This window comes from Microbacterium sp. NPDC080005 (assembly GCF_040702445.1).
Lineage (GTDB): Bacteria > Actinomycetota > Actinomycetes > Actinomycetales > Microbacteriaceae > Microbacterium > Microbacterium oleivorans_D.
Genome location: NZ_JBFBLD010000002.1, coordinates 67,838 through 90,727 on the forward strand (window position 1 = coordinate 67,838; position 22,890 = coordinate 90,727).

The window sequence follows — 22,890 nt, forward strand, 5'->3', positions numbered from 1 at the left end:
CCAGGATGTCGGGACACGGGCGGGACACCGCGGGAGCACCGTTCGTGGTGACCCTCGTCGTCGACCTGCCGATCGCCAAGCCCGACGCCCTCGAGACGATCGCGTTCGTGTGCGACGGGGTCGTCGAGCACGCGCGGACCGCCTACCCGCGCGTCAGCCTCTCCCCCGGCGCATGGGCCGAGGTGCAGATACCCAAGTTCGGTGACCCGCCGCCGCTGGCGGTCGACGTGTGCTCGGACGGATCGATCGAGGTCGCGCGCGCAGCGGCCGAGCGCCTGCGGGGCGCGCTCGAGCGGCTCGGCTGGCGGATACGCGATCCCCGGCCGGGCGAGGCCTGACCGGGTCAGGCGGTGCGCCGCTCCTGCAGCAGCGCCTCGTGCCCGGGATTCGCCTCGAACCAGTCGGCGACGTACCAGCACACCGGGATGACCCGTCGGTCACCGCGTCGCTCGAGGTCGGCGACCGCGCGTCGGACGAGCTCACCGGCGTAGCCCGACCCGCGGAACGTCGGGATCGTATAGGCACGGGTGAGCGCAACGGTGCGACCGTCGTCGTTGTAGTCGAGGACGCTGACGAGGTCTTTGCCGCGATGCAGGGTGTAGCGCGCGGCATCCTTCTCATCCGTGAACATCAGCTCGCTCATGCGATCACGGTACGCCGATCGGGCGCTCGCATGGACGATGCCCAGCGGATTGAGCAATCTGTCACATTCCGTCATGCGGACGTTGCCGAGGGGCGGCGGTTTGACACATGGCGACGCGCTTCGTCATAATCGGCCACATGACTGACTTCGCACGCACTCTGTCCGCCCGGGAGGCGAACGGAACTGCCGGCATCATGATGCCGCAGCGTGCTGTCATGTGTTGCCGAATGTGTCGCTGACACGGTGATCCCCGCCGGGTCGCGCCGCCGTTTCTGAACACGGTGTCGTCCGACCCCCGAGGCTCCGGCTCCTCCGCCCACAACGCGGATGCCGGTGGCCTCGCACATCGGCCCCAGTGAGGCCATCCGCGCAACACTCCCGAACCCGCGTCCCGCTCCGGGTTCCCCCTTCGAAGGACATCGCCATGTCGACCTCCGCTCTCCTCTCCGCTCCCACCGCCCCCCGCCACCTCCGCGCCGTCGAGGACATCGCTCCTCCCCGTCCCGTCGCGCCGCGCCCCGCGCCGTCGTCGAGCGGACTCCCTGCCGGCACCGCACCGCGCGGGTTCGCCCTCTACGTCGGCCTCGACGAGCTGAAGGCCGCCGCCGACGGTGTCAGCCTCTCGGTCATCGTCGACGCCCTGCGTCGCACCATCGCCGAGCTGGCCCCCTCCGCCGAGACGCACGCGACCGTGGCTCTCGCCCCGGTCGGCGCAGGCGGCCGTGACGTCGACGTCGTCCGGCTGGCCCTGCACGAGCCCGCCGCCGTCGCCCGCACCAAGCCCGAGGAACCCCTCGACGAGCACGTCCCCGGCGGCGTCACCATCGACATCTCCCGTCGCCGCGTCCACATCGACGGCGAGACCGCGTCGCTGACGTTCAAGGAGTTCGAGCTGCTGCAGTACCTCGTCCTGCGCGAGGGCCGCACGATCGAGCGCACCGAGCTCGTCTCGTCGCTGTGGAGCCACGCCGACGGCGACGACGCTCCCGGCGAGCGCACGATCGACGTGCACGTGCGCCGCCTGCGCTCGAAGCTCGGCCGCTACGAGGACATCGTCCGCACGGTGCGCGGCATCGGCTACCGGTTCGACCGTCACGCCGACGTCGTCATCCGCTACGGCCACGGCACCCCCTCGCCCGACCGCTTCTGATCAGCCGGCTGTCGGCCCCCGGACGTAGGGTGTCGGCATGAGGACGGTACTGCGCGAACGGATGCCGCGACCCGCGGCACCCTCGTCGCTCAAGCCCCTCGAGGCCGAGTACCGACCCCGCGTCCCCGTCGACGCGACGGGTGCGGTCCGCTACCAGCAGCGCGGCGCGCACGACCCGTCGCAGACCACGGTCGACGGCGTGATCTGGCGCGCGACGCGGACGCCGGAGGGTGTGGCCACGATCGCGATCCGCCCGGGCCTGCGCACCGTCCGTGCGGCCGCGTGGGGACCCGGCGCGGCCTGGTCGCTCGATCAGCTGCCACGGCTGTGCGGGGCGGGCGACGACCCCGACGGCTTCGACGCGTCGCGGCATCCGGTCATCGCCGCCACGCATCATCGGCGGCCAGACCTGCGCATCGGCGCGACCGACCTCGTCTTCGACGCCCTCGCGAGCAGCGTCTTCGAGCAGAAGGTGACGGGCCTGCAGGCGTTCGGTGCGTGGCGCTGGATCCTCACCCATTACGGCGAGCCCGCACCCGGCCCCACGCCCCGGCCGATGTACGCTCCGCCGGCGGATTGGCGGATGATCCCGAGCTGGTCATGGCATCGCGCAGGCCTCGAGCCGCCACAGTCACGCACCATCACGGACGCCGCGCGGCGACGCGCCTCCATCGAGCGTGCCGCCGTCGCCGCGACGACGGGCGACGAGCGCGACCGCGTCTTCACGAGCCTGCCGGGCGTCGGGATCTGGACGAGCGCCGAGACCCGCATCCGGGCGTTCGGCGACCCCGATGCCGTGAGCTTCGGCGACTATCATGTCGCGCACCGCGTCGGATACGCCCTCACCGGGTCGCGCGTCGACGACGACGGGATGCGCGAGCTGCTGGAGCCGTGGAAGGGGCACCGACAGCGTGTCATCCGCCTCATCGAGGTGTGCGGGGTGGTCGAGCCGCGGCGCGGCCCGCGGCTCGCACCGGAGGATCACCGCCGCCGCTGAGCGCCGCTTAGGCTTGCGGCATGGCTCAGCGACAGCGGGGACGCGGATTCTGGTTGCTCGGCACGGTAGTGCTGTTCGTCGGCGGCATCCTGTTCGGACTGGTGCTGCAGAACGTGTGGGTCGGGCTCGTGCTGGCCGCGGCCATCTCCATCGGCTGGCTCATCGCGTACGAATCGCGCCGCGGACGCAACGAGGGCATCTACGACCGCGACGACGACGGCGCGCAGCTCTAGTAGTAGACCGCCAGGGGGCCGCGCGGACCGTCGACGACGTCCACCGGGGTCTCGAAGATGTCGGTGAGCACGTCGGCGCGGATGATCTCGCCCGGCGTGCCGAAGGCGGCGACCCGACCGTCCTTCATCGCGCAGACGCGGTCGGCGTAGTGACCGGCGAAGTTGATGTCATGCAGGACGACCACGATCGTCCGTCCGAGCTCCGTCGCCGCCCGCTGGAGGTGGCTCATCATCTGCACGGCGTGCTGGATGTCGAGGTTGTTGAGCGGCTCGTCGAGCAGGACGTACTCCGTGTCCTGGGCGAGGACCATCGCGACGTACGCGCGCTGCCGCTGGCCGCCCGAGAGCTCGTCGAGATACCTGCCCTCCAGCCCGCGGAGGCCGAGGAAGTCGATCGACCGGTCGATGATCTCCTCGTCCGCGACAGTGAGACGGCCCTGCGAGTGCGGGTAGCGTCCGAATCCCACGAGCTGACGCACCGTCAGGCGGGTGACGAAATGGTTCTCCTGCCGCAGGATCGCGATGACCTTCGCGAGCTCGCGGGACTTCGTCGCCGTGACGTCGTGACCTCCCACCGAGATCGATCCCCTGTCCGCGGCGAGGAGACGTCCGACCATCGTGAGGAGCGTCGACTTGCCGGCGCCGTTGGGCCCGATCAGTGCGGTGATGCCGCCGGCGGGCAGGTCGAGGGTGACCGGACCGATCGCGACCTCGGTGCTGTAGCGCTTCTCGACGGCGGTGAGCGAGATCACAGGCGTCCCTTTCGGAGCAGGTGGATGAGGAAGAGGGAACCACCGACGATCTCGACGATGATCCCGACCGACCCGGCGGCGTAGAAGACGTGCTTCAGGACGAGGTAGGCACCGCCGAGCACCACGAAACCCACGAGGGCCGAGAGCGCGAACATGCGCCGATGGTCGAAGGTGTCGGCGAGCTGGTAGGTGAGCATCGCGACGAGGAGCCCGAAGAACGTCATCGGCCCGATGAGCGAGGTCGACACGGCCATGAGCACCGACACCAGCAGCAGGGCGAGGATCGAGTCGCGGCGCTGCGACGACCCGAGACTCAGCGCGACCTCGCGACCCAGCCCGAGGAGGTTCAGCCGTCCGCTGCCGAGGACCAGGAGGCCCGCCGCGACGACGACGAGCGGGATCGCGATCGGCAGGTAGGTCGCGTCGGCGTTCGCGACGCTGCCGATGAGTCGCGCCGTCAGCAGATCGAACTCGGTGGGCGTCAGCAGCCGCTGCAGGAAAGTCGAGAACGCGGCGAGCGCGCCGCCGAGGATGATGCCCACGAGGAGCATGATCTGGACGTTGGCGTACCGCCCCGACAACAACCATCCGTACAGGGCTCCCGAGAAGGCGAGCATGGCCGCGACCTGCAGCAGATATGGACCGGGCCCCTGCACCAGCAGGACACCGGCGGCACCGAAGAAGAAGATCGCCGCCGTGGAGATGGCGGTGTAGAGCGACTCGAAGCCCATGATCGACGGTGTCACGATGCGGTTGGCGGTGACGGTCTGGAAGGTGATGGTGGCCATCCCCTGGCAGACCGCGACGATCACGATCACGATCACGCTCGTCGCGCGCAGCTGCGCGATGCGCCAGAACCCGTCGCTGCCGGCGGGAGCGGGGTTGTCCCAGAGCAGGATGCCGGACGCCACCGCGACCGCGACCGCACCGAGTACCGCGACGGTCACGGCATAGCGGCGCGCGCGGGTCGCCGTCGGGAAGGGCCCGGAGAGCGCGAGGACGTCAGCCACGGCGGCGCTGCCTGAGGAGAAGGCCGATGAACACGACCGCCCCGATCATCGCGAGGATGAGCGACACCGGCACCTCGAAAGGTGCGTTGACGATGCGGGCGAGGATGTCGCAGACAGTGATCAGTGCGATGCCGCCGAGCGCCACCCACGGCAGATTGGACCGCAGATCATCACCCCGGATCAGCGAGACGACGTTCGGGACGATGAGTCCGAGGAACGGCAGGTTGCCCACGACGACCGTCACGACGCCGGCAGCGAGAGCGATCAGCACCGTGCCCAACAGCACGATGCGCCGATAGTCCAGTCCGACATTGGTCGCGACGTCCTCGCCGAGCCCGGCGATCGTGAAGCGGTCGGCCGCGACGAAGACGGCGATGACGACGAGGAGCACGATCCACAGCGGTTCGTACTGTCCGCGCAACACCGAGGTGAACGAGCCCGTGAACCAGATCGCCATGCTCTGCAGCAGGTTCGTCGACAGCGCGATGAAGGTCGAGATCGCCCCCACGACAGCGCCGAGCATCATCCCGACGATCGGCACGATGATCGACGAGGTCAGCATGACCCGGCGCAGGAACAGGAAGAAGAGCATGGTCCCGACGAAGGCCATGCCGACCGCGCCGATCATGCGCACGACGAGGGGCGCATCGGGGACGAGCAGCATGACCAGGAGCAGCCCGAGACCCGCCCACTCGGTGGTCCCGGTGGTCGTCGGCTCCACGAAGCGGTTCTGCGTCAGCAGCTGCATGACCAGGCCGCACATGGCGAGCGCTGCGCCGGCGAGGACGAGGCCGGCCGTTCGCGGGATGCGCGTGATCGCGAACATCTCCGCCCCGTCGGCCTCCCCGATCACGTCGTAGACGCCGACGAAGAGGGAGAGCGCCACGAGGCCGGCGACGACGACAGCGCCGAGCAGAAGCGGCCAGGTGAACAGGCGCCCGCGCGGGCGCCTGTTCACCGGGTGCTCGAGAGTGAGGGTCACCGGCTCTCGAGGGCGTCCGCGAGGTCCTCGAAGAACGTCGTGTACGTCTCGATCCCCTCGTTCAGGTAGGTGCCCTGCGGCATGTAGACGATGTTGCCCTCGCGGACCGCGGTCACGTTCTGCAGCGCCTCGGATCCGGCGATGACGTCGTTCGCGGGCGTGTACGCCTCATCGGTGTTGACGCTGACCGCGGCATCCCGGTCCATCACCAGGAACCAGTCGGGGTCGGCTGCGGCCAGCGCCTCGACGGAGATGTCGTCGCCCTGGTGATCGGTCGAGCCATCGGACTCCAGTGACGGCGTCAGCCCGAGGATGTCGTAGACGGGTCCGAGCGTGCGGCCGGTGGTCGGCGCGGCGTAGTTGATCTCGCCACCGGAGGTGATGACACCCATGACGGTCTCCGTGTCGTCGTAGGCGGCGCGGACCCGCTCGATCGCGGCATCGAAGTCGGCGACGAGCGCCGCTGCCTCGTCCTGCTTCCCGAAGATCTCACCCAGGGACGTGACCTGGCGACGCAGCTCCTCGTCGAGGGGCTCACCTTCGCGCGGGTCGAACTCGACGATGGCGGCGTCGGGGACGAGAGTCCGGAAATCGGCGTAGTAGCTCGAGAAGCGCTGCCCGTTGACGATGAGGTCCGGATCAGCGGCGACGACCGCCTCGAGGTCGGGTTCGTTGTGGTTGCCGAGGTTGGCGACGGCGGAGTCGTCCTTGAACGACAGGCCGTCGGGGAAGATGTCGAGCGGCGCCCCGACGATGTCGATCCCCCAGGCGTCGAGCATGGCGATCGTCCGGTTGTCGGTCGCGACGACCCGCTGCGGCGGCGTCGTGACGATCTGCTCGCCGTGATTGTCCTCGACGACGACCGTCTCGGTCTCGGTCTCGGCGACCGATTCGGCGTCGGGTGCCGGGCCGGCGCACCCGGCGAGGGCGAGCGCCGCGAGGGCGACGAGCGGCGTGGCGGTCAGGGGACGGATGCTGCGCATGTGACTGCTCCTGTCGTCGACGGAGCGGGCGTGTATGAGCACGCTGGCGCCGTCGGTCGGTAGGGGATCGCGGGCGATCGCCCGGCGGTTTTTAGGTTAGCCTTACCTGTGTGAGCTTCGTCAAATCCGCCCCCTCCTTCCGGCTGGACCGACAGCCGCTCGACCTCCGCTTCCGCCGCGCCGCCCTCGCGGCACGGACCTGGGAGACGCCCACCTTCGTGCGCGTCCGCCTCGAAGGCGACGACCTGCGCGGCTTCACATCCCTGGGCAGCGACGACCACATGCGCCTGTTCTTCCCTGACGACCCCGCCGCCGACCTCGACGCGATCCGACAGTCGCCGAGCCGCGAGTACACGCCGCTGGCCTGGGATGCTGAGGCCGGCTGGCTCGAGGTCGAGTTCGCCGTGCACGGCGATCAGGGCGTCGCGGCACCGTGGGCGGCATCCGCTCCCCTCGGCTCGACGATCGGGGTCGGTGGCCCTCGCGGCTCGATGCTCGTGTCGGGTCGCCCCGACGCCTGGTTCCTCGCCGGCGACGAGACCGCCGTGCCGGCTATCCGCCGGTTCGCCGGACTGATGGATGAGGACGCGGTCGGCCGCATCCTCATCGAGGTGACGGATGCCGCGCACGAGCTGCCCATCCCCGCGCCGCGCGGAGTGGACGTCAGCTCCGTCCACCGCGGCGCGGCCCTCCCCGGCACGGCGCTGGCCTCCGCGCTCGATGCGCTGTCGCCGGCGGATCGCCCCGAGGGCGACGTGTTCGGCTTCGTCGCGGCCGAGCAAGGCGTCGTCAAGTCGGGGCGGCGCCTGCTGCTGGAGCGGTGGGCCCTGGCATCCGATCAGATCGTCGTGAAGGGGTACTGGAAGAGCGGCGAGGCCGAGTACCACGCGCCGCACTGAGCGTGGCGTCAGAGCGTGACGACGACCTTCTGCGCCGAGACACCGGCGCGCTGACGATCGAGCGCGTCCTGCATCGCCTCGAGGCCGTGCCCGGTCACGAGCGGCTCGGGCGACGGGCGCACCGTGCCGTCGGCGAGCCACTGCGGGAGCAATCCGCCCCAGAGCCGGTCGCCGAGGCCGTCGTCGCGCAGGCTCGTGCCCCAGACGAAGCCGGCGCGGATGCCCGCCCATCGGGCGCGCAGCATCAGCGCCACCATGCGGAGCCCGAGCCTCGTGAAGACCGGCACCATCGCGGGGAAGAGGCGACGACGCCCGGCGAGATCTGCCAGCGACACCGGCGTGCTCGCCATCACGAGAACCGATCCGCCGGTGCGCCGGAGGACCTCGATGCAGGGGGCCGCCGAGGTCTCGCCGAACGCGACCGCGCCGAGGACCGGACGGCCACCGATGCCTCCAACGAGGTCGTCGACCGCGGTGGACGACCCGTGATCGGCGACGACGTCAGCGCCGAGCGAGCGCACCAGGTCCGCATTCCGCGGCGAGGCGGTGCCCACGACGTCGTACCCGGCGGCGCGCGCCAGCTGGATCGCGTTCATGCCGACGCTCGTCGACCCGCCCCAGATCACGACGACGCCGCGGGCGGTGCGGGGCTCGGCCGGGTCGTGGACGGCGAGGCCGAGGTGTTGCGGCTGGAAGAGCGCGCACGCCGCGGTCGACACCCCCAGCGGGAGGACGGCGGCCTGCGCGTCGCTGATCGCGTCCGGGATCGGGGCGGTGAGCCGCTCGAGGAGCGCCGTGTAGTGCTGGAATGCGCCCTCGTGGCGGGAGTCGCGCCCCTTGTCGGTGCCTGTCGCCAGCCCGACCACCCGATCCCCGACGTGGAATCGGGTCACCTGCGAACCGACCGCGACGATTTCTCCCGCGACGTCGGAGCCGAGCACGGCAGGAGCGGGCAGCCACCGGTAGGTGACCGCGCCGGTGCCCTGGATGACCCAGTCGACCGGGTTGACCGCGACGGCGCGGACGCGCACGATCACTTCGTCGGCCGCCGGCTCGGGCATCGGCATCCGCTCCACCGTCAATCGGGCACGCGGTGCGCGCATGAGTGCGGCGGTGTTCTGTGGATCGGTCACGGCGGCTCTTTCGGTCGATGATGTCACGGGGTGTCATCACTGTACGCTCTTTCATGACACCTGGTGCCATCACTAGGCTGTGAGCATGGCCAGATGGGCGCCGGACACCCGGGAACGACTGCGCGCCGCGGCCCTCGCCCTCTTCGAAGAGCGGGGTTATGCCGCGACGACCGTCCCCGACATCGTCGCGCGAGCGGGCGTGACACGGCGTACGTTCTTCCGCCACTTCGCCGACAAGCGAGAGGTGTTCTTCGACGGCGACGAGATCCCCGAGCTCGCCGCTCGGATGATCGCCACCGCACCCGCACACCTCGCGCCCATGACCGTCGTCGTCCAGGGGTTGCACTCGCTCGCCCGCGAACGTTTCGAGCCCCGCCGTGCCGAGATCCGCTTCGCCCGCAGTGTCATCGCCGCGGAGCCGGCGCTTCGCGAACGCGATCTGCGCAAACAGGCGGACCTCCGCGACGCCATCCGACGCGGCTTCACCGCGCGGGGCGAAGACGAGCGCACGGCCGCGGCGGTGGCCGGCATCACGGTGGAGGCTCTGCAGAGCGCCTTGGATGCCTGGGCGTCAGACGTCGACGAGGTGCCGCTCACCGATCACCTCGACGCCGCGTTCGATCGGATGCGGGCCGTGCTGCGCGTCGGGTGACGCCACCCCCGGAACGTGTCAGCCGACGCCGGAGTTGCGAAGACCGCGAGGGCGATGAGCCCTGCCACACGCAGAGCCCCACCGCACGGCCTCTCGTTGACGCGACACGCCCGGGCCGCTAACGTGGCACAGCTGTGCCGACCGGCACGGCGAGAACCCGGAGGACGCCATGACCACGCAGAAGCGTGATCTGCTCCAGCGGAACGAGACCCAGCGCCCGTTCCGCTACGAGCCGTACTCTCCGGCGCGCGCCGTCTGACGCCATCACCGTCCGACGCCCCGCACCGCACAGGTCCGGGGCGTCTTCTCGTGTGTTCCTCTCCACACGTGGGCTCCCGGGCCCTCCACGAAGGAAAGGAACCATGGAGAAGCTCTCGAACAGGCTCATGTCCTGGGCGAGCATCATCGACGAGAAGACCGTCGAGCAGGCTCGCACCTCGGCGCGGATGCCGTTCATCTACCCGCACCTGGCGCTCATGCCGGATGCGCACCTCGGCAAGGGGGCGACCGTCGGATCGGTCATCCCGACGCTGGGTGCGATCATGCCGGCTGCCGTCGGCGTCGACATCGGATGCGGCATGATCGCCGTTCGCACGCAGTTCACGAAGACGCAGCTCGTCGCACGCGAGCTCGCTGGTCTTCGGGAGCAGATCGAGCGGGCGATCCCGCTGTCGGCGGGCCACGCCAACCGGAAGATCGTCGCGACCGCCGAGCCGCGCGTCGCCGAGCTGGAGGAGCTCGCGACGAAGAACGGGTTCGACCCGGCGTCGTACGCGGGGCACTGGCGTAACCAGCTCGGCTCGCTCGGATCGGGGAACCACTTCATCGAGATCTCGGTCGACGAGACGGATGCGGTGTGGATGTTCCTCCACTCCGGGTCCCGGGGTGTCGGCAACAAGATCGCCACCCACCACATCGGTGTCGCTCAGCGGCTCGCGAAGCAGTGGTGGATCGACCTGCCCGATCCCGACCTCGCGTACCTCGTCGAGGGGACGGAGGAGTTCTGGACGTACATCCGGCACCTGCGGTGGGCGCAGCACTTCGCCCTCCTGAACCGGGAGGAGATGATGGACCGGGTCGCGCGGCAGCTGTCCGAGACGATGGGCGAGGACGTCGTGGAGCACGAGCGGATCAACTGCCACCACAACTTCACCGAGCGGGAGAAGCACTTCGGCAAGGAGGTGTGGGTGTCGCGGAAGGGCGCCATCCAGGCGGACACGGGCCGGCCCGGCCTCATCCCGGGATCGATGGGAACGGCCTCCTACGTCGTGGCCGGACTCGGGAACCCGGTGTCGCTGAACTCCTCCCCGCACGGTGCGGGACGGGAGTACTCCCGGTCCGCGGCTCGGCGGACCTTCACGCACGAGCAGCTGCGGGAGGCCATGGCGGGCATCGAGTTCCGTGACACGGACGCCTTCATCGACGAGATCCCGCAGGCCTACAAGCCGATCGACCGGGTCATGGCAGATGCCTCGGACCTCGTCGAGATCCGGCACACACTGCGCCAGCTCGTCAACGTGAAGGGCGACTGACGCGGGCGGCGGCCCTCACATCTCCTCGTGGGTGTCGGGGTCGCCGTCCCACAGGCGGCCGCGCTCGAGGGCGGAGATCGCGGCGACCTCGTCGTCGGTCAGCGAGAACTCGAACACGTCGGCGTTCTCGGCCTGACGTGCCGGGTCGGCGGACTTCGGGATCGGGGTGCTGCCCAGCTGCACGTGCCAGCGGAGCACCACCTGCGTCGGCGTCACACCGTGCGCGGCGGCGGTGTCCGCCACCACCTCCTCGCTCAGCAGTTCGGAACGACGCGCGAGCGGGCTCCAACTCTCGGTGCGGATGCCCTGCGACGCGTGAAACGCCCGCAGGTGCGCCTGGGGGAAGTACGGGTGCAGCTCGACCTGGTTCACCGCGGGAACGACGCCGGTCGCCTCGATGATGCGGGCGAGCATCGGCTCGGTGAAGTTCGAGACGCCGACCGAACCGACGCGCCCCTCCTTCTGCAGGTCGACCATCGCACGGTAGGTGTCGACGTACTTGTCGACGCTCGGGTTCGGCCAGTGGATCAGGTACAGGTCGATGCGATCGAGCCCGAGTCGCTCGAGCGACCCCTCGGCGCTGCGCCGAGTCTCGTCGTAGCCGTGGTCTCGCCCGGGGACCTTCGTCGTCACGAGAAGCTCGTCGCGGATGCCGCTGCGCCGCACGGCCTCGCCGACCTCGCGCTCGTTCTCGTAGTTGACCGCGGAATCGAGCAGGCGGTACCCGCCCTCGATGGCGGCGACGATCGCCTGCGTACCCTCCTCGTCACGCAGGTTGTACGTGCCGAGACCGAGCTGGGGGAAGGCGGTGCCGTCGTTCAGGGAGACGGTGGGGATGGTGACCATGTGCTCACGCTACGCCCCGCAACCGCTCCCCCGCTCGCGGCAGGAGTCGCGCCAGATCGTCCGGCGTGTCGAGGTCCCACCGCAGTCCCGAGGTCGCGCGCACCGGCAACGGCCGACAGCCGAGCGCGACGTGGCGCGAGAACGAATCGGGACCGTACGCCGATGCCCATGCCGTGCCTGCGCGCGCGGTGACGAGGGTCGAGCCGTCACCGACGGCATCCGGGATGACCGCGCGCGGCACCATCGCGGCCATCGCCAGCGCCGCCGCCAGCTCTCCGGGGGCGAGGGCGGCGAGATCGGCGGGCAGCGACGCTCGGTGGCGGCGCAGACCGACCCGAGCGGATGCGGCGGCGAGGGCTGCGTCAATGCCCATCGCCGTACGTTCGCGGATCAGTTCGACGCCGCCGGGCAGCAGATCGGCGAGCGCCGCATCGGCTGTGACGACCAGTACACGAGCCACCCCCGGGGTGCGCGTCGCGACGTCGACCGTGTCCAGCGCCAGTGCGCGGGCGATGTCACCGCGCGGCACGTCGTCGCCGAGCCTCGACTTCGCGTCGACGGCCGGTTTGACCGGGATCATCACGGCCCAGCCACGCTCCCTCACGCGAGCCTCCTGCGCAATCGCGGCAGGATGTCGTCGGCGTACCGCTGAAGGAACGCCGACTGGTCCGCCCCCGGGTCATGGAAGACGAGGTGCCGGAAGCCCATCTCGACGTACTCCGCGATCCGCTCGACGTGCTCGTCGGGATCGTCGGACACGATGAAGCGGGACGCCGCGCGCTCGATCGGCAGCGCCGCCGCTCTCCGCTGCATCTCGCGCGGATCGTGGATGCCCATCTTCTCCTCGGCCGCGAGCGCGAGCGGAGCCCAGAAGCGGGTGCGCTCGCGCGCCTTCTCGAGGTCCGGGTGGTACGACACCTTGACCTCGATCATGCGGTCGACCTCCTCGGCATCCCGCTCCCCCTTGGCGACCCCGTCGGCGACGGCGGGCAGCAGGGTGTCGGTGTAGAGGGCGCGGTCCTTTCCGCTCGTCGTGATGAACCCCTCCGCGATGCGCCCGGCCAGCCGCGCCGCGGCGGGGCCGGCGGCGCCGACGTAGACCGGGACCGGCCGGTCGGGGCGGTCGTAGACGGTGGCGTCCTCGACCTTCCAGAACGTTCCGTCGAACGTGACCCGCTCGTGTTCCCACAGCTCGCGCATGAGCGCGATCGACTCCTTGAGCCGCTGGAAACGCTCCGGGGGTTCCGGCCAGTCGAGGCCCAGCGTCACCTCGTTGAGTGCCTCACCGGTGCCGACGCCGAGGACGATGCGTCCGGGGTTCAGCACCGCGAGGGTGGCGATCGACTGCGCCACGACGGCGGGGTGGTAGCGGAACGTCGGGGTGAGGACGGAGGTGCCCATCAGGATGCGGGAGGTGCGGGCGCCGAGCGCACCCAGCCAGGGCAGGGCGGCCGGAGCGTGACCGCCGTCGTGCATCCACGGCTGGAAGTGGTCGGAGATGAAGACGCTGTCGAAGCCGGCGTCCTCGGCGGCCACCGCGTAGTCGAGGAGCTCCTGCGGGCCGAACTGCTCCGCCGATGCCTTGTATCCGAATCGGATCGGGACGCTCATCGGGATCCTCCTGTCAGCACGGATCGCTCGATCCGTGACACTGCGCTGCGTTCGACATCCGCCATCGCGGCCGCCATCTCGGCCACCGTGCCGGGCCACAGGACACCGAGCCCGCCGGATCGGTCGTCGAGGTACCAGCTCCCGCAGCCGGCGAGCCACGCCGTGCCGGCCGCGCGTGCGGCGACATCGGCGCTCGCGCGCGCCTCGGCATCCGCGTCGACCCGGACGACGACGCCGCCGCCGATCATCCGGCGGATGAACACAGCCTGCTGCTCGAGGACGAGCAGCGAGGAGGCGTGCGGGAGAGCGGAATGAGGGCCGTTCATGACGAAGAGATTGGGGAAGCCGGCGACGAGGGTCGAGGCGACGGCGCTCATGCCGTCCTTCCAGTGATCCGCGAGGGTCAGTCCGCCCTCGCCGCGCACGATGTCGGCGTACGGCTGGCGGGTCGTCTCGAACCCGGTGGCGAGGACGATCCGATCGATCCCGTCGTGGACCCCACCGGAGGTTCCGACGAGTCGGCGCCCGGCGACGGACGCGAGCGCAGAGGCCTCGAGCGTCACGGCATCCCCCGCGACGGTCGGGTAGAACGTGTCCGAGAGCACGACGCGCTTGCAGCCGAAGGCGTACGCCGGAGTCAGCGCACGACGGAGGGCGCGATCGGGCACCCCCGCCGCCAGGTGCGCGAGCGCCGCCCGCCGTGCCCGAGCGGATGCCGTCCCTCGCCCAGACCGCGCCGCGAATCGCTCGTCGTCGCCCGCCGCCAGCCTCGCTCTCTCGCGGGCGACCGCGCCGGGCACCGCGAACCGCTCGGCGTCACGCGCGTCGTACGGGCGATCGCCGCGCGGGAGCACCCACGCCGGCGACCTCTGGAAGAGGACGACCTCAGCGCCGGACCGGACGAGCTCGGGGACGAGCTGAGCGGCACTGGATCCTGTGCCGACGACGGCGATGCGGGAACCGGCGACCGGCTCGGTCTCATCCCATCGTGCTGTATGACCGACCGGACCCGGGAACGACGAGAGCCCGGGGACATCCGGGATGCGCGGCTGCGACAACCGCCCGCAGCCGAGGACCAGCGCGTCGGCCGTGTCGGGTCCGCCGCCCGAGAATGCGAGGCGCCACCGCTGGGAGACCGGGTCCCAGGCGGCATCCGTCATCTCCGTCCCGAAACGGATCGCGCCGCGCAGATCCTCGCGGTCGACGACGGCGTCGAGGTAGGCGGCGATCTCCGCGCCCGGGGCGAACTCGGCCGACCATGCGGGGTTCGGGTGTCGCTCCAGGCTGTAGAGGTGCGAGGGCACGTCGCACGCGACACCCGGGTAGACGTTCTCGCGCCAGGTCCCCCCGACCCGGTCGGCCCGCTCCACCACGACGACCTCGTGCCCGGCCTCGCGCAGCTCGATCGCCGCCAGGACACCGGCGAAGCCCGCACCGACGACGACGACCTCGGCGTGACCGCTCATGCGGCCGCCTCGTCCGGTGTGCCGTAGACGGTCGTGCGCTCGCGCAGTCGGCGACGCAGCGAACCCGCCAGCCGCGATGCGTCGGCGAAGGGCAGTTCGAGTCCCTGTTCGACCCCGGCGTCGGGGCGTACGCGCCCGTCGAGGAGGGTGCCGCCGAGGTCGTCGCCGCCGCTGCGCAGCAGCTCTGCGGTGACGGCACGGCTATGACGGGTCCAGGGGATCTGGATGTGGCGGATGCCGTCGTTCAGCAGCAATCGCGCGACGGCGACCATCGCGCGGTGCTCGTCCAGCTCCGACCGGTCGGCGACGCGTGCTCCCCCGCCGGGGAGCGGAATGGGGACGAACTCCGTGAACCCACCGCTCTCGTCCTGCAGACCGCGGAGGGTCAGCAGATGCGCGACCCGATCCGCGGCCGACTCGACGTGTCCGTAGAAGAGGACCGAACTCGTGCGCATGCCCAGCGTGTGCTCGGTGCGGACGATCTCGAGCCACCGGTCGACCTCGAGGTCCCCGGGGGCGATACGACGTCGGATGTCGTCGTCGAGGACTTTCACACCGGTGCCCGGCATCGTGCCCACGCCGGCGTCGCGAAGTGCCGCGACGGCATGTCGGACCCCGATGGTCGTCCGGTCCGCCAGGTCGGCGACGTCCTGCGGTCGGAACGCGTGCAGGTGCAGCGACGGCGCAGCCGCACGCACGGCGCGCACGAGGTCGACGTAGAGCGCGGGGTCCTCGGTGTGATCGAGGCGACCCTGGATGCAGAGCTCCGTCGCGCCGAGCGACGCGGCATCCCACGCGATCGCCCCGGCGTCGGCGAGATCGAACGCGCCCGGTCCGACCGGCAGACGGTGGAGGCCGGACGAGGCGAGGTTGCGGTTGACGACGAGACTGACGGTGTCGCCGATCGTCGTCCGCCGGACGTCGTCGGCGGTGCGCACAAGACGTTCCAGGTCGTCGCCGGTCGCCGTGAGCAGGTGCTCCCAGTCGGCGGCATCCAGCTCGCGGGGGGTGGATGCCGCGGTCTCGAGGAGCACCGTGCCGCGACGACGACGGGAGGGAACGACTCCCGCCTGGCGGGCCAGACCCGTCGACGGGTCGGCGAGCTGTGCGACGGCGGCGTGGAGGGCGGGATCGATCCATCCCTCGCGTGACCGCAGGTACTCGGGGTGGGCGGTCAATCGCTCGACGAGCTCGAAGCCCGCCGCCGCCGTGTGGGCGGCGAGGTCGTCGACGTGCGGCCACGGTCGCTCCGGGTTGACGTGGTCGGCGGTCAGGGGCGAGACACCGCCCCAGTCGTCGATCCCCGCGGCGAGGAGCGAGGCGAGCTCGCCCGGGTCGGAGAGGTTCGGCGGCGCCTGGATGCGCATGTCGGGTCCGAGGACGAGTCGGGCGACGGCGATGGCCGCGAGGTACGCGTCGCGGCCCGCATCCGGCTTCCCCTGCATGGCCGTGCTCGGCTTCGCGCGGAAGTTCTGGACGATGACCTCCTGCACGTGACCGTGCCGCGCGTGGGAGTCGCGGAGCGCGAACAGGGAAGCCGCACGATCGGCACGGGTCTCGCCGATGCCGACGAGGATGCCGGTCGTGAACGGGATGCGGGCGCGCCCGGCGTCCTCGATCACGGCGAGGCGGAGCTCGGGGTCCTTGTCAGGCGAACCGAAGTGCGCGGCGCCCGGTGTCTCGAAGAGGGCACGCGAGGTGGTCTCGAGCATCATCCCCATCGACGGCGAGACCGGGCGGAGCGCCGCGAGCTCGTCGGCCGACATGACCCCCGGGTTCGCATGGGCGAGGAGGCCGGTCTCTGCCGTCACGAGGCGTGCCGCGTGGGCGACGTAGTCGATCGTCGAGGCGAAGCCGTGCGCGTCGAGCCACGCGCGAGCCTCAGGCCAGCGGTCCTCGGGGCGGTCGCCGAGGGTGAGCAGCGCCTCCTTGCAGCCCTGCGCGGCCCCCGCCCGGGCGATGCGGAGGATCTGAGCGTCGTCGAGGTAAGCGGGCGCCTTCTTGCGGAGCAGCTGCGCCGGGGTGTCGACGAAGGCGCAGTAGTGACACCGATCGCGGCAGAGCGTCGTGAGCGGCAGGAACACCTTGCGCGAGTACGTCACGACGCCGGGACGGCCCGCCGCGGCGAGGCCGGCGTCGCGCATCGCCGCCGCTCGGGTCAGGAGGGCGTCGAGCTCCCGCCCGGTCGCGGCGAGCAGGCGCTCGGCCTCGACCGGGTCGGTGAGGGTGTCGTCGAGCTGGGGCATGGCGAGCCTCTCAGTCGTGCTGCGGGAAGCCCAGGTTGAGGCCGCCGTGCGACGGGTCCAGCCAGCGCGAGGTCACCGCCTTCTCGCGGGTGAAGAACGCGAACCCCTGCGGTCCGTACGCCTTCGCGTCGCCGAACAGCGACGCCTTCCAGCCGCCGAACGAGTGGTAGGCGACCGGCACCGGGATCGGGACGTTGACGCCGACCATGCCGACGCTCACCTCGCGCTGGAATCGGCGGGCTGCTCCCCCGTCGTTCGTGAAGATCGCGGTGCCGTTGCCATAGGGGCTCGCCTCGATGAGACCGACTCCCTCCTCGTATCCGCTGACACGGACGACCGAGAGGACCGGCCCGAAGATCTCGTCGGTGTAGACGGCGGACGAGGTCGGCACCTTGTCGATGAGGGTGGGACCGAGCCAGAAGCCGTCGCCGTCGGCATCCGGGACCACGTCGCGACCGTCGACGACGATGTCGGCGCCGTCGGTCTCGGCGATCGCGAGGTAGCCGGCGACCTTGTCGCGGTGCTCGCGGGTGATCAGCGGGCCCATGTCGCAGCCGCGCGTGCCGTCGCCGGTGCGGAGGGTCGCGACGCGCTCGGCGATCTTCGCGACGAGCCTGTCGGCGATCGCCTCGGTCGCCAGCAGCACGGAGATCGCCATGCACCGCTCCCCCGCCGAGCCGAAGCCCGCGTTGACGGCCGCGTCGGCGGCGAGGTCGAGGTCGGCATCCGGGAGCACCAGCATGTGGTTCTTGGCCCCGCCCAGGGCCTGCACGCGCTTGCCCTGTGCACTCGCGCGCTCGTAGATGTACCGCGCGATGGGGGTCGAGCCGACGAACGAGACCGCGCCGATCGTGGGGTGGTCGAGGATCGCATCGACGGCCTCCTTGTCGCCGTGGACGACGTTGAGGACGCCGGCCGGCAGACCCGCCTCGACGAACGCGCGGGCGATCCAGTCCGATGCGCTGGGGTCCTTCTCGCTCGGCTTGAGCACGACGGTGTTGCCCGCCACGAGCGCGATGGGGAGGAACCAGAGCGGCACCATCGCGGGGAAGTTGAACGGACTGATGACGCCGACAACCCCGACCGGCTGCTTCAGCGTGTAGACGTCGACCCCGGTCGACACGTTCTCGGAGTACTCGCCCTTCAGGAGGTGACCGGATCCGCACGCGAACTCGACGACCTCGAGGCCCCGGGCGATCTCGCCGAGCGCGTCGGAGAGGACCTTGCCGTGCTCGGCGGTGAGGATCGCGGCGAGTTCCTCCTTGCGCTCGTTGAGGATCTGACGGAAGGAGAACATGACACCCTGACGCTTCGCGATGCTGGCATCGCGCCAGGCGGGGAGCGCTGCGGCGGCGCGCTCGACGGCGACACCGACGTCCGCCGTGCTCGCCAGGCGCACCTGACCGCTGACGCGGCCGGTGGCGGGGTTGTGGATCGGGCCGGTGCGGCCCGAGTCGCCGCTCCAGGCAGCGCCGTCGACCCAGTGCTCGAGCACGGTCGCAGAAGTCTGTTCGGTCATGGTTCCTCCGGGGAAGGGTGGGTCAGAGCGCGGCGAACGCGGCGTCGTAGATGTCGAGGGCGCGGCGCACCTCGTCGTCGGTGACGACACAGGGCGGGACGACGTGGATGCGGTTGTCAGCGGTGAAGGGCAGCAGGCCGCGGGCCATGAGGTCCTTCTTCAACGCCCCGATCACCGCCGGCGCGACCGGCTCCCGCGTGACGGCGTCGGCGACCAGTTCGAGAGCCCAGAACACGCCCTCCCCGCGGACCTCGCCGATGATCGGATGCTTCTGTCCGAGGGCGTGCAGCCCCGGCCCGAGGACGGTCTCCCCGATCCGGCGGGCGTTGTCCACGATCCCCTCGTCCCGCATCGCATCCAACGCCGCGACCACCGACGCCGCCGCGAGAGGATGCCCCGAGTAGGTGAGGCCGCCGGGGAACACCCGCTCGTCGAACGCCGCCGCGATCTCGTCCGAGATGATCACCCCGCCGATCGGGATGTACCCGGAGTTCACGCCCTTCGCGAAGGTGATCAGGTCCGGGACCACATCGTGCCCCTCGAACGCGAACCATCGACCCGTGCGACCGAACCCGCTCATCACCTCATCCAGGATCAACACGATCCCGAACTCGTCCGCCAATCGGCGCACCCCCGCGAGATACCCCGCCGGCGGCACCATGATGCCTGCCGTCCCCGGCACCGACTCCAGCAGGATCGCCGCGATCGAGGACGGACCCTCCGCCTCGATCACCCGGCGCAGGTGGTGCAGCGCACGCTCGCATTCCTCCTCGGGCGTCGACGCCCAGAACTCCGACCGGTACAGATACGGGCCGAAGAAGTGCACGTGGCCGCGGGCGTACTCGTTCGGGATCCGACGCCAATCCCCCGTCGCGACGATCGCCGCACCCGTGTTGCCGTGATAGCTCCGGTACCGCGACAACACCTTGTCCCGCCCCGTGTGCAGCCGCGCCATCCGGATGGCGTTCTCATTCGCATCCGCGCCGCCGTTCGTGAAGAACACCTTCGAGAATCCGTCGGGAGCCAGATCGACGATCCGCTTCGCCGCCTCGCCGCGCGCGAGGTTCGCGGTCGACGGCGCGACGGTCGTGAGCAGGTCCGCCTGCGCCTTGATGGCGTCGACGACGGCCGGATGCTGGTGGCCGATGTTGACGTTCACGAGCTGACTCGAGAAATCCAGCATCCGGTGGCCGGCGTGATCCCAGACGGTCGACCCCGAACCGCCGGCCAGCGGGAACGGGTCGATGAGCGCCTGCGCCGACCACGAGTGGAAGACGTGGGCGCGGTCGAGTTCGCGGGTGCGGAGGTCGAGGTCGTCGGAGGTCATCTGAGGTGCTCTCTGTCGGGGGCGGTCCCGGGGCTCGCGCCCCGGGACCGCCGGGGTGGTGCTCTTACTGTCCGCCCTCGGTGAGGGTCACGTCGATAGGCGTGTACTCCCCGTCGAGGCTGACGCCCTCGTCCTCCAGCTCGGCGATCGCCTTCTCGATGTACTCGTTCGAGAATGCGGATGCGGGCGGTTCCTGCGTGATCAGGTTCATGCCGTCCTGGTTCACCGCGGCGAGGGCGCCGTCGACCGTCTGATCCCACTTGTCCTGCTCGACGGTGCCGAAAGGCGCGTCGGTCCAGATCAGCTTGTTGACCTCGTTGAGCTGCCACAGCTGGTGGACCGGCCCGACGGGGAAGGCCGCTTCGGCGTTCGAGGCGACGTCCCAGACGAGCGAGGCGGAGTCCTCGACGTTGTCACGGGCGTAGAGCCACCCCTTGGCGACCGCCTTCAGGAAGCGCACCGCGGCATCGGCGTACGCCGGGTCCTCGTCGAGGCGCTGGGTGTCGGCCCAGATGGCGTCCTGCAGCATGGCTCCCTCGGTGTCCTCGTAGTAGATGACGTCGAGGTCGTCGAGCGTGTACAGCTCTCCGGTGTCGGGGTTCACGACCTCGAGCACCTGGGCGAGCTCGTTGTAGGTCATCGCCTGCGCGGCATCCACGTCGCCGTCGAGCAGGGCGTTCATCGAGAAGTCCTGCGTCGTGATCGACACGGTCGACGCGTCGAGGTCGTCCGCTGCCATCGCGGCGAAGATCTCCCACTCGTTTCCGAAGCCCCAGGAGCCGATGCGCTTGCCCTCGAAGCCGGCGACGTCGGTGATGCCGTCGCCCTTCCACGAGACCTGCGTCGTGCCCGAACGCTGGAAGACCTGAGCGATGTCGGTGAGTTCGACGCCCGTGGACTCGATCGTCCCGAGCACCTTGGGCACCCAGGCGACGGCGAAGTCGACATCGCCGGCGGCCAGGGCGTCCTGCGGGACGATGTCTCCGCCCGAGGGCACGATCTCGACGTTGTCGAATCCCTCCTCCTCGAAGTAGCCCATCTCCTGAGCGACGTAGTAGCCGGCGAACTGGGCCTGCGGAAGCCACTGCAGCTGCAGCTTGATGTCCGTGATCGGCGTGAAGTCCGTGTCCTCACCGCCGGCGGTGGGGGTGGTGCTCGTGGTGCCCGCGCACGCGGACAGGGCGAGTGCGCCGGCGGTCAGGGTCGTGACGACCGCCGACCGGCGTCGGGTGCTGTGACGCATGGTGTTCCTTTCGGGTTCGGATGGTGCGGGTGGTGCGATGGGTGGGTGGAGCGGACCGGTCCGACGGGTGTCAGGCCGGCCTCCGCCTGGTCACGACGCGTTCGATGAGCACCGTGACGAGGAAGAAGACGAGACCGACGGCGATCGCGGCACCGACGTAGGTCCACGCGACGGCGGCGTTGCCGGTCTTGGCGTAGCTCGCGATCGCCGTGCCGAGGCCGTCGGTGGGCCCGCCGAAGTACTCCGCGACGAGCGCGGAGATGACAGCGACCGAGCTGGCGATGCGGATGCCGGTGACGAGGTATGGGAGGGCGACCGGCAGGGTCAGCCCACGGAAGAGCTGCCCGGGGGTCGCGGCGTAGGCGAGGAAGAGGTCGCGCTGGACGGGTCGCGACTGACGCAGACCGCGCAACACGTTCACGAAGACCGGGACGAACGCGGCGACGCCGGCGACCATCTGCCGCCCCGTCTGCGCCGACGCGCCGAACATCGTGTTGAGCAGCGGCGTCAGGGCGACGATGGGGACGACCGCGATGGCGGCGACGAGCGGCGCGACCATCCCGTCCACGGGGCGCAGCCACGCTGCGAGCGCCGCGAGTGCGACGCCGAGGACCGTGCCGGCGACGAGACCCACGAGCGTGTTCCCTCCGGTCACGAGCGCGTCCTCGACGACGACGTCGCCGATCCGCCCAGCTGTCTCGGCGACGTCGGCCGGGGCGGGGATGAGCGCCAGCCGGCCGATCTTGACACCCGACAGCACCTGCCACAGCAGAAGGAGCAGGATGCCGGTGGCCACCGGCGCGGCGATGCGGGAGATCCGCTCGGTCGTGGTCACGGCGCGCTCACCGTTCGTTCGCTCGGGCGACGGGGGCGCCGTGGAGCGCTTCGCGCACCTCGGTGACCTTCTCGAAGAACTCCGGCGACTCACGGAGCAGATCGGGGCGATCGTGCCCGAACGGGACCTCGACGAGGTCGGTGATGCGTCCCGGTCGCGGTGACATGACGACGACACGATCGGAGAGGTAGACGGCCTCGGGGATCGAGTGGGTGACGAAGACGACGGCTGCGCCGGTCTCGCCGGTGATGCGGGTGAGCTCGGTCTGCATCCGTTCGCGGGTCATCTCGTCGAGCGCCCCGAAGGGCTCGTCCATCAGGAGGAGCTTCGGCCGGGCGGCGAGGGCGCGAGCGATGGCGACGCGCTGCTGCATCCCGCCCGACAGTTCATCGGGGTACCTCCGTCCGAAGTCGGTGAGGCCGACGAGCTCGGCGAGTTCGGCCGCCCGGGCCCGTCGCTCGGCCCCGCCGACGCCGTGCAGCTCGAGGGGCAGCACGATGTTCTCGAGCACGGTCCGCCAGGGCAGCAGTCCTGCCTGCTGGAAGGCGATGCCGTAGTCCTGATCGAGGCGCGCCTTCTTGGGGGTCTTCCCGAAGACCTCGAGCGACCCCGCGGTGGGCTGGTCGAGGTCGGCGATCAGTCGCATGAGGGTCGACTTGCCGCATCCGGACGGACCGATGAGCGACACGAACTCGCCCGCGGCGATCTCGAGGTCGACCCCGGTCAGGGCGTGGACCTCGGTCGTGCGGCGGCCTCCGAAGGTGCGGCCGACACCGGTGGCGCGGACGGCGATCTCGCTCATGCGGACGTTCCTCTCGGGTGAGGGCGGGG

The 22,890-nt window shown here is 70.6% G+C and carries 23 protein-coding genes; 7 read left to right on the top strand and 16 right to left on the bottom strand.

Translation table 11 applies throughout. From position 1 onward, the window contains the following. Positions 1 to 5 precede the first annotated feature (5 nt). Positions 6 to 338, top strand: a complete 333-nt coding sequence (locus tag AB0259_RS07225) for a hypothetical protein (RefSeq protein WP_366222613.1) — start codon at positions 6 to 8, stop codon at positions 336 to 338. A gap of 5 nt (positions 339 to 343) precedes the next feature. On the opposite strand, the gene AB0259_RS07230 is transcribed toward AB0259_RS07225, so the two are convergent. Next, positions 344 to 643: a GNAT family N-acetyltransferase gene (locus AB0259_RS07230; protein ID WP_251578511.1), complete on the bottom strand. Its 300-nt coding sequence runs from the start codon at positions 641 to 643 to the stop codon at positions 344 to 346. Positions 644 to 1,067: 424 nt separating this feature from the next. On the opposite strand from AB0259_RS07230, the gene AB0259_RS07235 reads away from it, so the two are divergent. From AB0259_RS07235 to AB0259_RS07245, 3 genes are all read left to right on the top strand, one after another. After that, positions 1,068 to 1,793, top strand: coding sequence for a winged helix-turn-helix domain-containing protein (locus tag AB0259_RS07235; protein WP_251578509.1), 726 nt, complete (start codon positions 1,068 to 1,070; stop codon positions 1,791 to 1,793). 61 nt (positions 1,794 to 1,854) lie between these two features. Further along, positions 1,855 to 2,790: a DNA-3-methyladenine glycosylase 2 family protein gene (locus AB0259_RS07240; RefSeq protein ID WP_366222722.1), complete on the top strand. Its 936-nt coding sequence runs from the start codon at positions 1,855 to 1,857 to the stop codon at positions 2,788 to 2,790. Positions 2,791 to 2,810: 20 nt separating this feature from the next. Continuing rightward, complete coding sequence (locus AB0259_RS07245; protein ID WP_251578505.1) at positions 2,811 to 3,023, top strand: hypothetical protein; 213 nt, start codon at positions 2,811 to 2,813, stop codon at positions 3,021 to 3,023. Here AB0259_RS07245 and AB0259_RS07250 read toward each other — a convergent pair. The 4 genes from AB0259_RS07250 to AB0259_RS07265 are packed head-to-tail and all read right to left on the bottom strand — an operon-like array spanning position 3,020 to position 6,750. Beyond that, positions 3,020 to 3,775, bottom strand: a complete 756-nt coding sequence (locus AB0259_RS07250; protein WP_251578503.1) for an ATP-binding cassette domain-containing protein — start codon at positions 3,773 to 3,775, stop codon at positions 3,020 to 3,022. The genes AB0259_RS07245 and AB0259_RS07250 overlap by 4 nt on opposite strands. Further along, positions 3,772 to 4,785 carry an iron chelate uptake ABC transporter family permease subunit gene (locus AB0259_RS07255; RefSeq protein ID WP_366222610.1) on the bottom strand — a complete coding sequence of 338 codons (1,014 nt, stop codon included), beginning with the start codon at positions 4,783 to 4,785 and terminating at the stop codon, positions 3,772 to 3,774. Before AB0259_RS07255 ends, AB0259_RS07250 begins: the two co-directional genes overlap by 4 nt. Then, positions 4,778 to 5,767 (bottom strand): iron chelate uptake ABC transporter family permease subunit, encoded by a 990-nt coding sequence (locus tag AB0259_RS07260; protein ID WP_251578499.1) that lies wholly within the window; start codon positions 5,765 to 5,767, stop codon positions 4,778 to 4,780. Before AB0259_RS07260 ends, AB0259_RS07255 begins: the two co-directional genes overlap by 8 nt. Beyond that, positions 5,764 to 6,750 (bottom strand): ABC transporter substrate-binding protein, encoded by a 987-nt coding sequence (locus tag AB0259_RS07265; RefSeq protein ID WP_366222607.1) that lies wholly within the window; start codon positions 6,748 to 6,750, stop codon positions 5,764 to 5,766. The genes AB0259_RS07260 and AB0259_RS07265 overlap by 4 nt, the downstream gene beginning before the upstream one ends. 110 nt (positions 6,751 to 6,860) lie before the next feature. Here AB0259_RS07265 and AB0259_RS07270 point away from each other — a divergent pair, with 110 nt between their 5' ends. Beyond that, positions 6,861 to 7,649: a siderophore-interacting protein gene (locus AB0259_RS07270; protein ID WP_366222605.1), complete on the top strand. Its 789-nt coding sequence runs from the start codon at positions 6,861 to 6,863 to the stop codon at positions 7,647 to 7,649. Between the two features lie 8 nt (positions 7,650 to 7,657). Here the strand turns inward: AB0259_RS07270 and AB0259_RS07275 are convergent, their stop codons facing one another. Then, positions 7,658 to 8,782, bottom strand: a complete 1,125-nt coding sequence (locus AB0259_RS07275; RefSeq protein ID WP_366222603.1) for a zinc-binding alcohol dehydrogenase family protein — start codon at positions 8,780 to 8,782, stop codon at positions 7,658 to 7,660. Positions 8,783 to 8,867: 85 nt separating this feature from the next. On the opposite strand from AB0259_RS07275, the gene AB0259_RS07280 reads away from it, so the two are divergent. Both AB0259_RS07280 and AB0259_RS07285 read left to right on the top strand, forming a co-directional pair. Continuing rightward, positions 8,868 to 9,434, top strand: coding sequence for a TetR family transcriptional regulator (locus AB0259_RS07280; RefSeq protein WP_251578493.1), 567 nt, complete (start codon positions 8,868 to 8,870; stop codon positions 9,432 to 9,434). 362 nt (positions 9,435 to 9,796) lie between these two features. Then, a complete protein-coding gene (locus tag AB0259_RS07285; RefSeq protein ID WP_251578492.1) occupies positions 9,797 to 10,966 on the top strand; it encodes an RtcB family protein in 1,170 nt (389 codons plus the stop codon). A 15-nt stretch (positions 10,967 to 10,981) separates the two neighbouring features. Here AB0259_RS07285 and AB0259_RS07290 read toward each other — a convergent pair whose 3' ends face one another. The 10 genes from AB0259_RS07290 to AB0259_RS07335 form a co-directional block, all read right to left on the bottom strand. After that, a complete protein-coding gene (locus AB0259_RS07290; RefSeq protein ID WP_366222601.1) occupies positions 10,982 to 11,812 on the bottom strand; it encodes an aldo/keto reductase in 831 nt (276 codons plus the stop codon). A 4-nt stretch (positions 11,813 to 11,816) separates the two neighbouring features. Then, entirely contained in the window at positions 11,817 to 12,416 is a 600-nt protein-coding gene (cofC, locus tag AB0259_RS07295) for a 2-phospho-L-lactate guanylyltransferase (protein WP_366222600.1), read from the bottom strand. After that, on the bottom strand, positions 12,413 to 13,423 hold the full coding sequence (fgd, locus tag AB0259_RS07300; RefSeq protein ID WP_366222599.1) for a glucose-6-phosphate dehydrogenase (coenzyme-F420): 1,011 nt from the start codon (positions 13,421 to 13,423) through the stop codon (positions 12,413 to 12,415). Before fgd ends, cofC begins: the two co-directional genes overlap by 4 nt. Continuing rightward, the gene (locus AB0259_RS07305) at positions 13,420 to 14,889 is read right to left on the bottom strand and encodes an NAD(P)/FAD-dependent oxidoreductase (RefSeq protein ID WP_366222598.1); all 1,470 of its coding nucleotides are present in this window, start codon (positions 14,887 to 14,889) and stop codon (positions 13,420 to 13,422) included. The genes fgd and AB0259_RS07305 overlap by 4 nt, the downstream gene beginning before the upstream one ends. Further along, entirely contained in the window at positions 14,886 to 17,135 is a 2,250-nt protein-coding gene (gene cofG / locus AB0259_RS07310; RefSeq protein ID WP_366222597.1) for a 7,8-didemethyl-8-hydroxy-5-deazariboflavin synthase CofG, read from the bottom strand. The genes AB0259_RS07305 and cofG overlap by 4 nt, the downstream gene beginning before the upstream one ends. Positions 17,136 to 17,145: 10 nt before the next feature. Further along, the gene (locus tag AB0259_RS07315; protein WP_366222595.1) at positions 17,146 to 18,654 is read right to left on the bottom strand and encodes a CoA-acylating methylmalonate-semialdehyde dehydrogenase; all 1,509 of its coding nucleotides are present in this window, start codon (positions 18,652 to 18,654) and stop codon (positions 17,146 to 17,148) included. Between the two features lie 22 nt (positions 18,655 to 18,676). Further along, on the bottom strand, positions 18,677 to 19,981 hold the full coding sequence (locus AB0259_RS07320) for an aspartate aminotransferase family protein (protein ID WP_366222594.1): 1,305 nt from the start codon (positions 19,979 to 19,981) through the stop codon (positions 18,677 to 18,679). Between the two features lie 64 nt (positions 19,982 to 20,045). Then, a complete protein-coding gene (locus AB0259_RS07325; protein ID WP_251578477.1) occupies positions 20,046 to 21,224 on the bottom strand; it encodes an ABC transporter substrate-binding protein in 1,179 nt (392 codons plus the stop codon). 70 nt (positions 21,225 to 21,294) lie between these two features. Beyond that, on the bottom strand, positions 21,295 to 22,059 hold the full coding sequence (locus AB0259_RS07330; protein ID WP_366222593.1) for an ABC transporter permease subunit: 765 nt from the start codon (positions 22,057 to 22,059) through the stop codon (positions 21,295 to 21,297). A 7-nt stretch (positions 22,060 to 22,066) separates the two neighbouring features. Continuing rightward, the gene (locus AB0259_RS07335) at positions 22,067 to 22,861 is read right to left on the bottom strand and encodes an ABC transporter ATP-binding protein (RefSeq protein WP_251578473.1); all 795 of its coding nucleotides are present in this window, start codon (positions 22,859 to 22,861) and stop codon (positions 22,067 to 22,069) included. Positions 22,862 to 22,890: the final 29 nt, after the last annotated feature.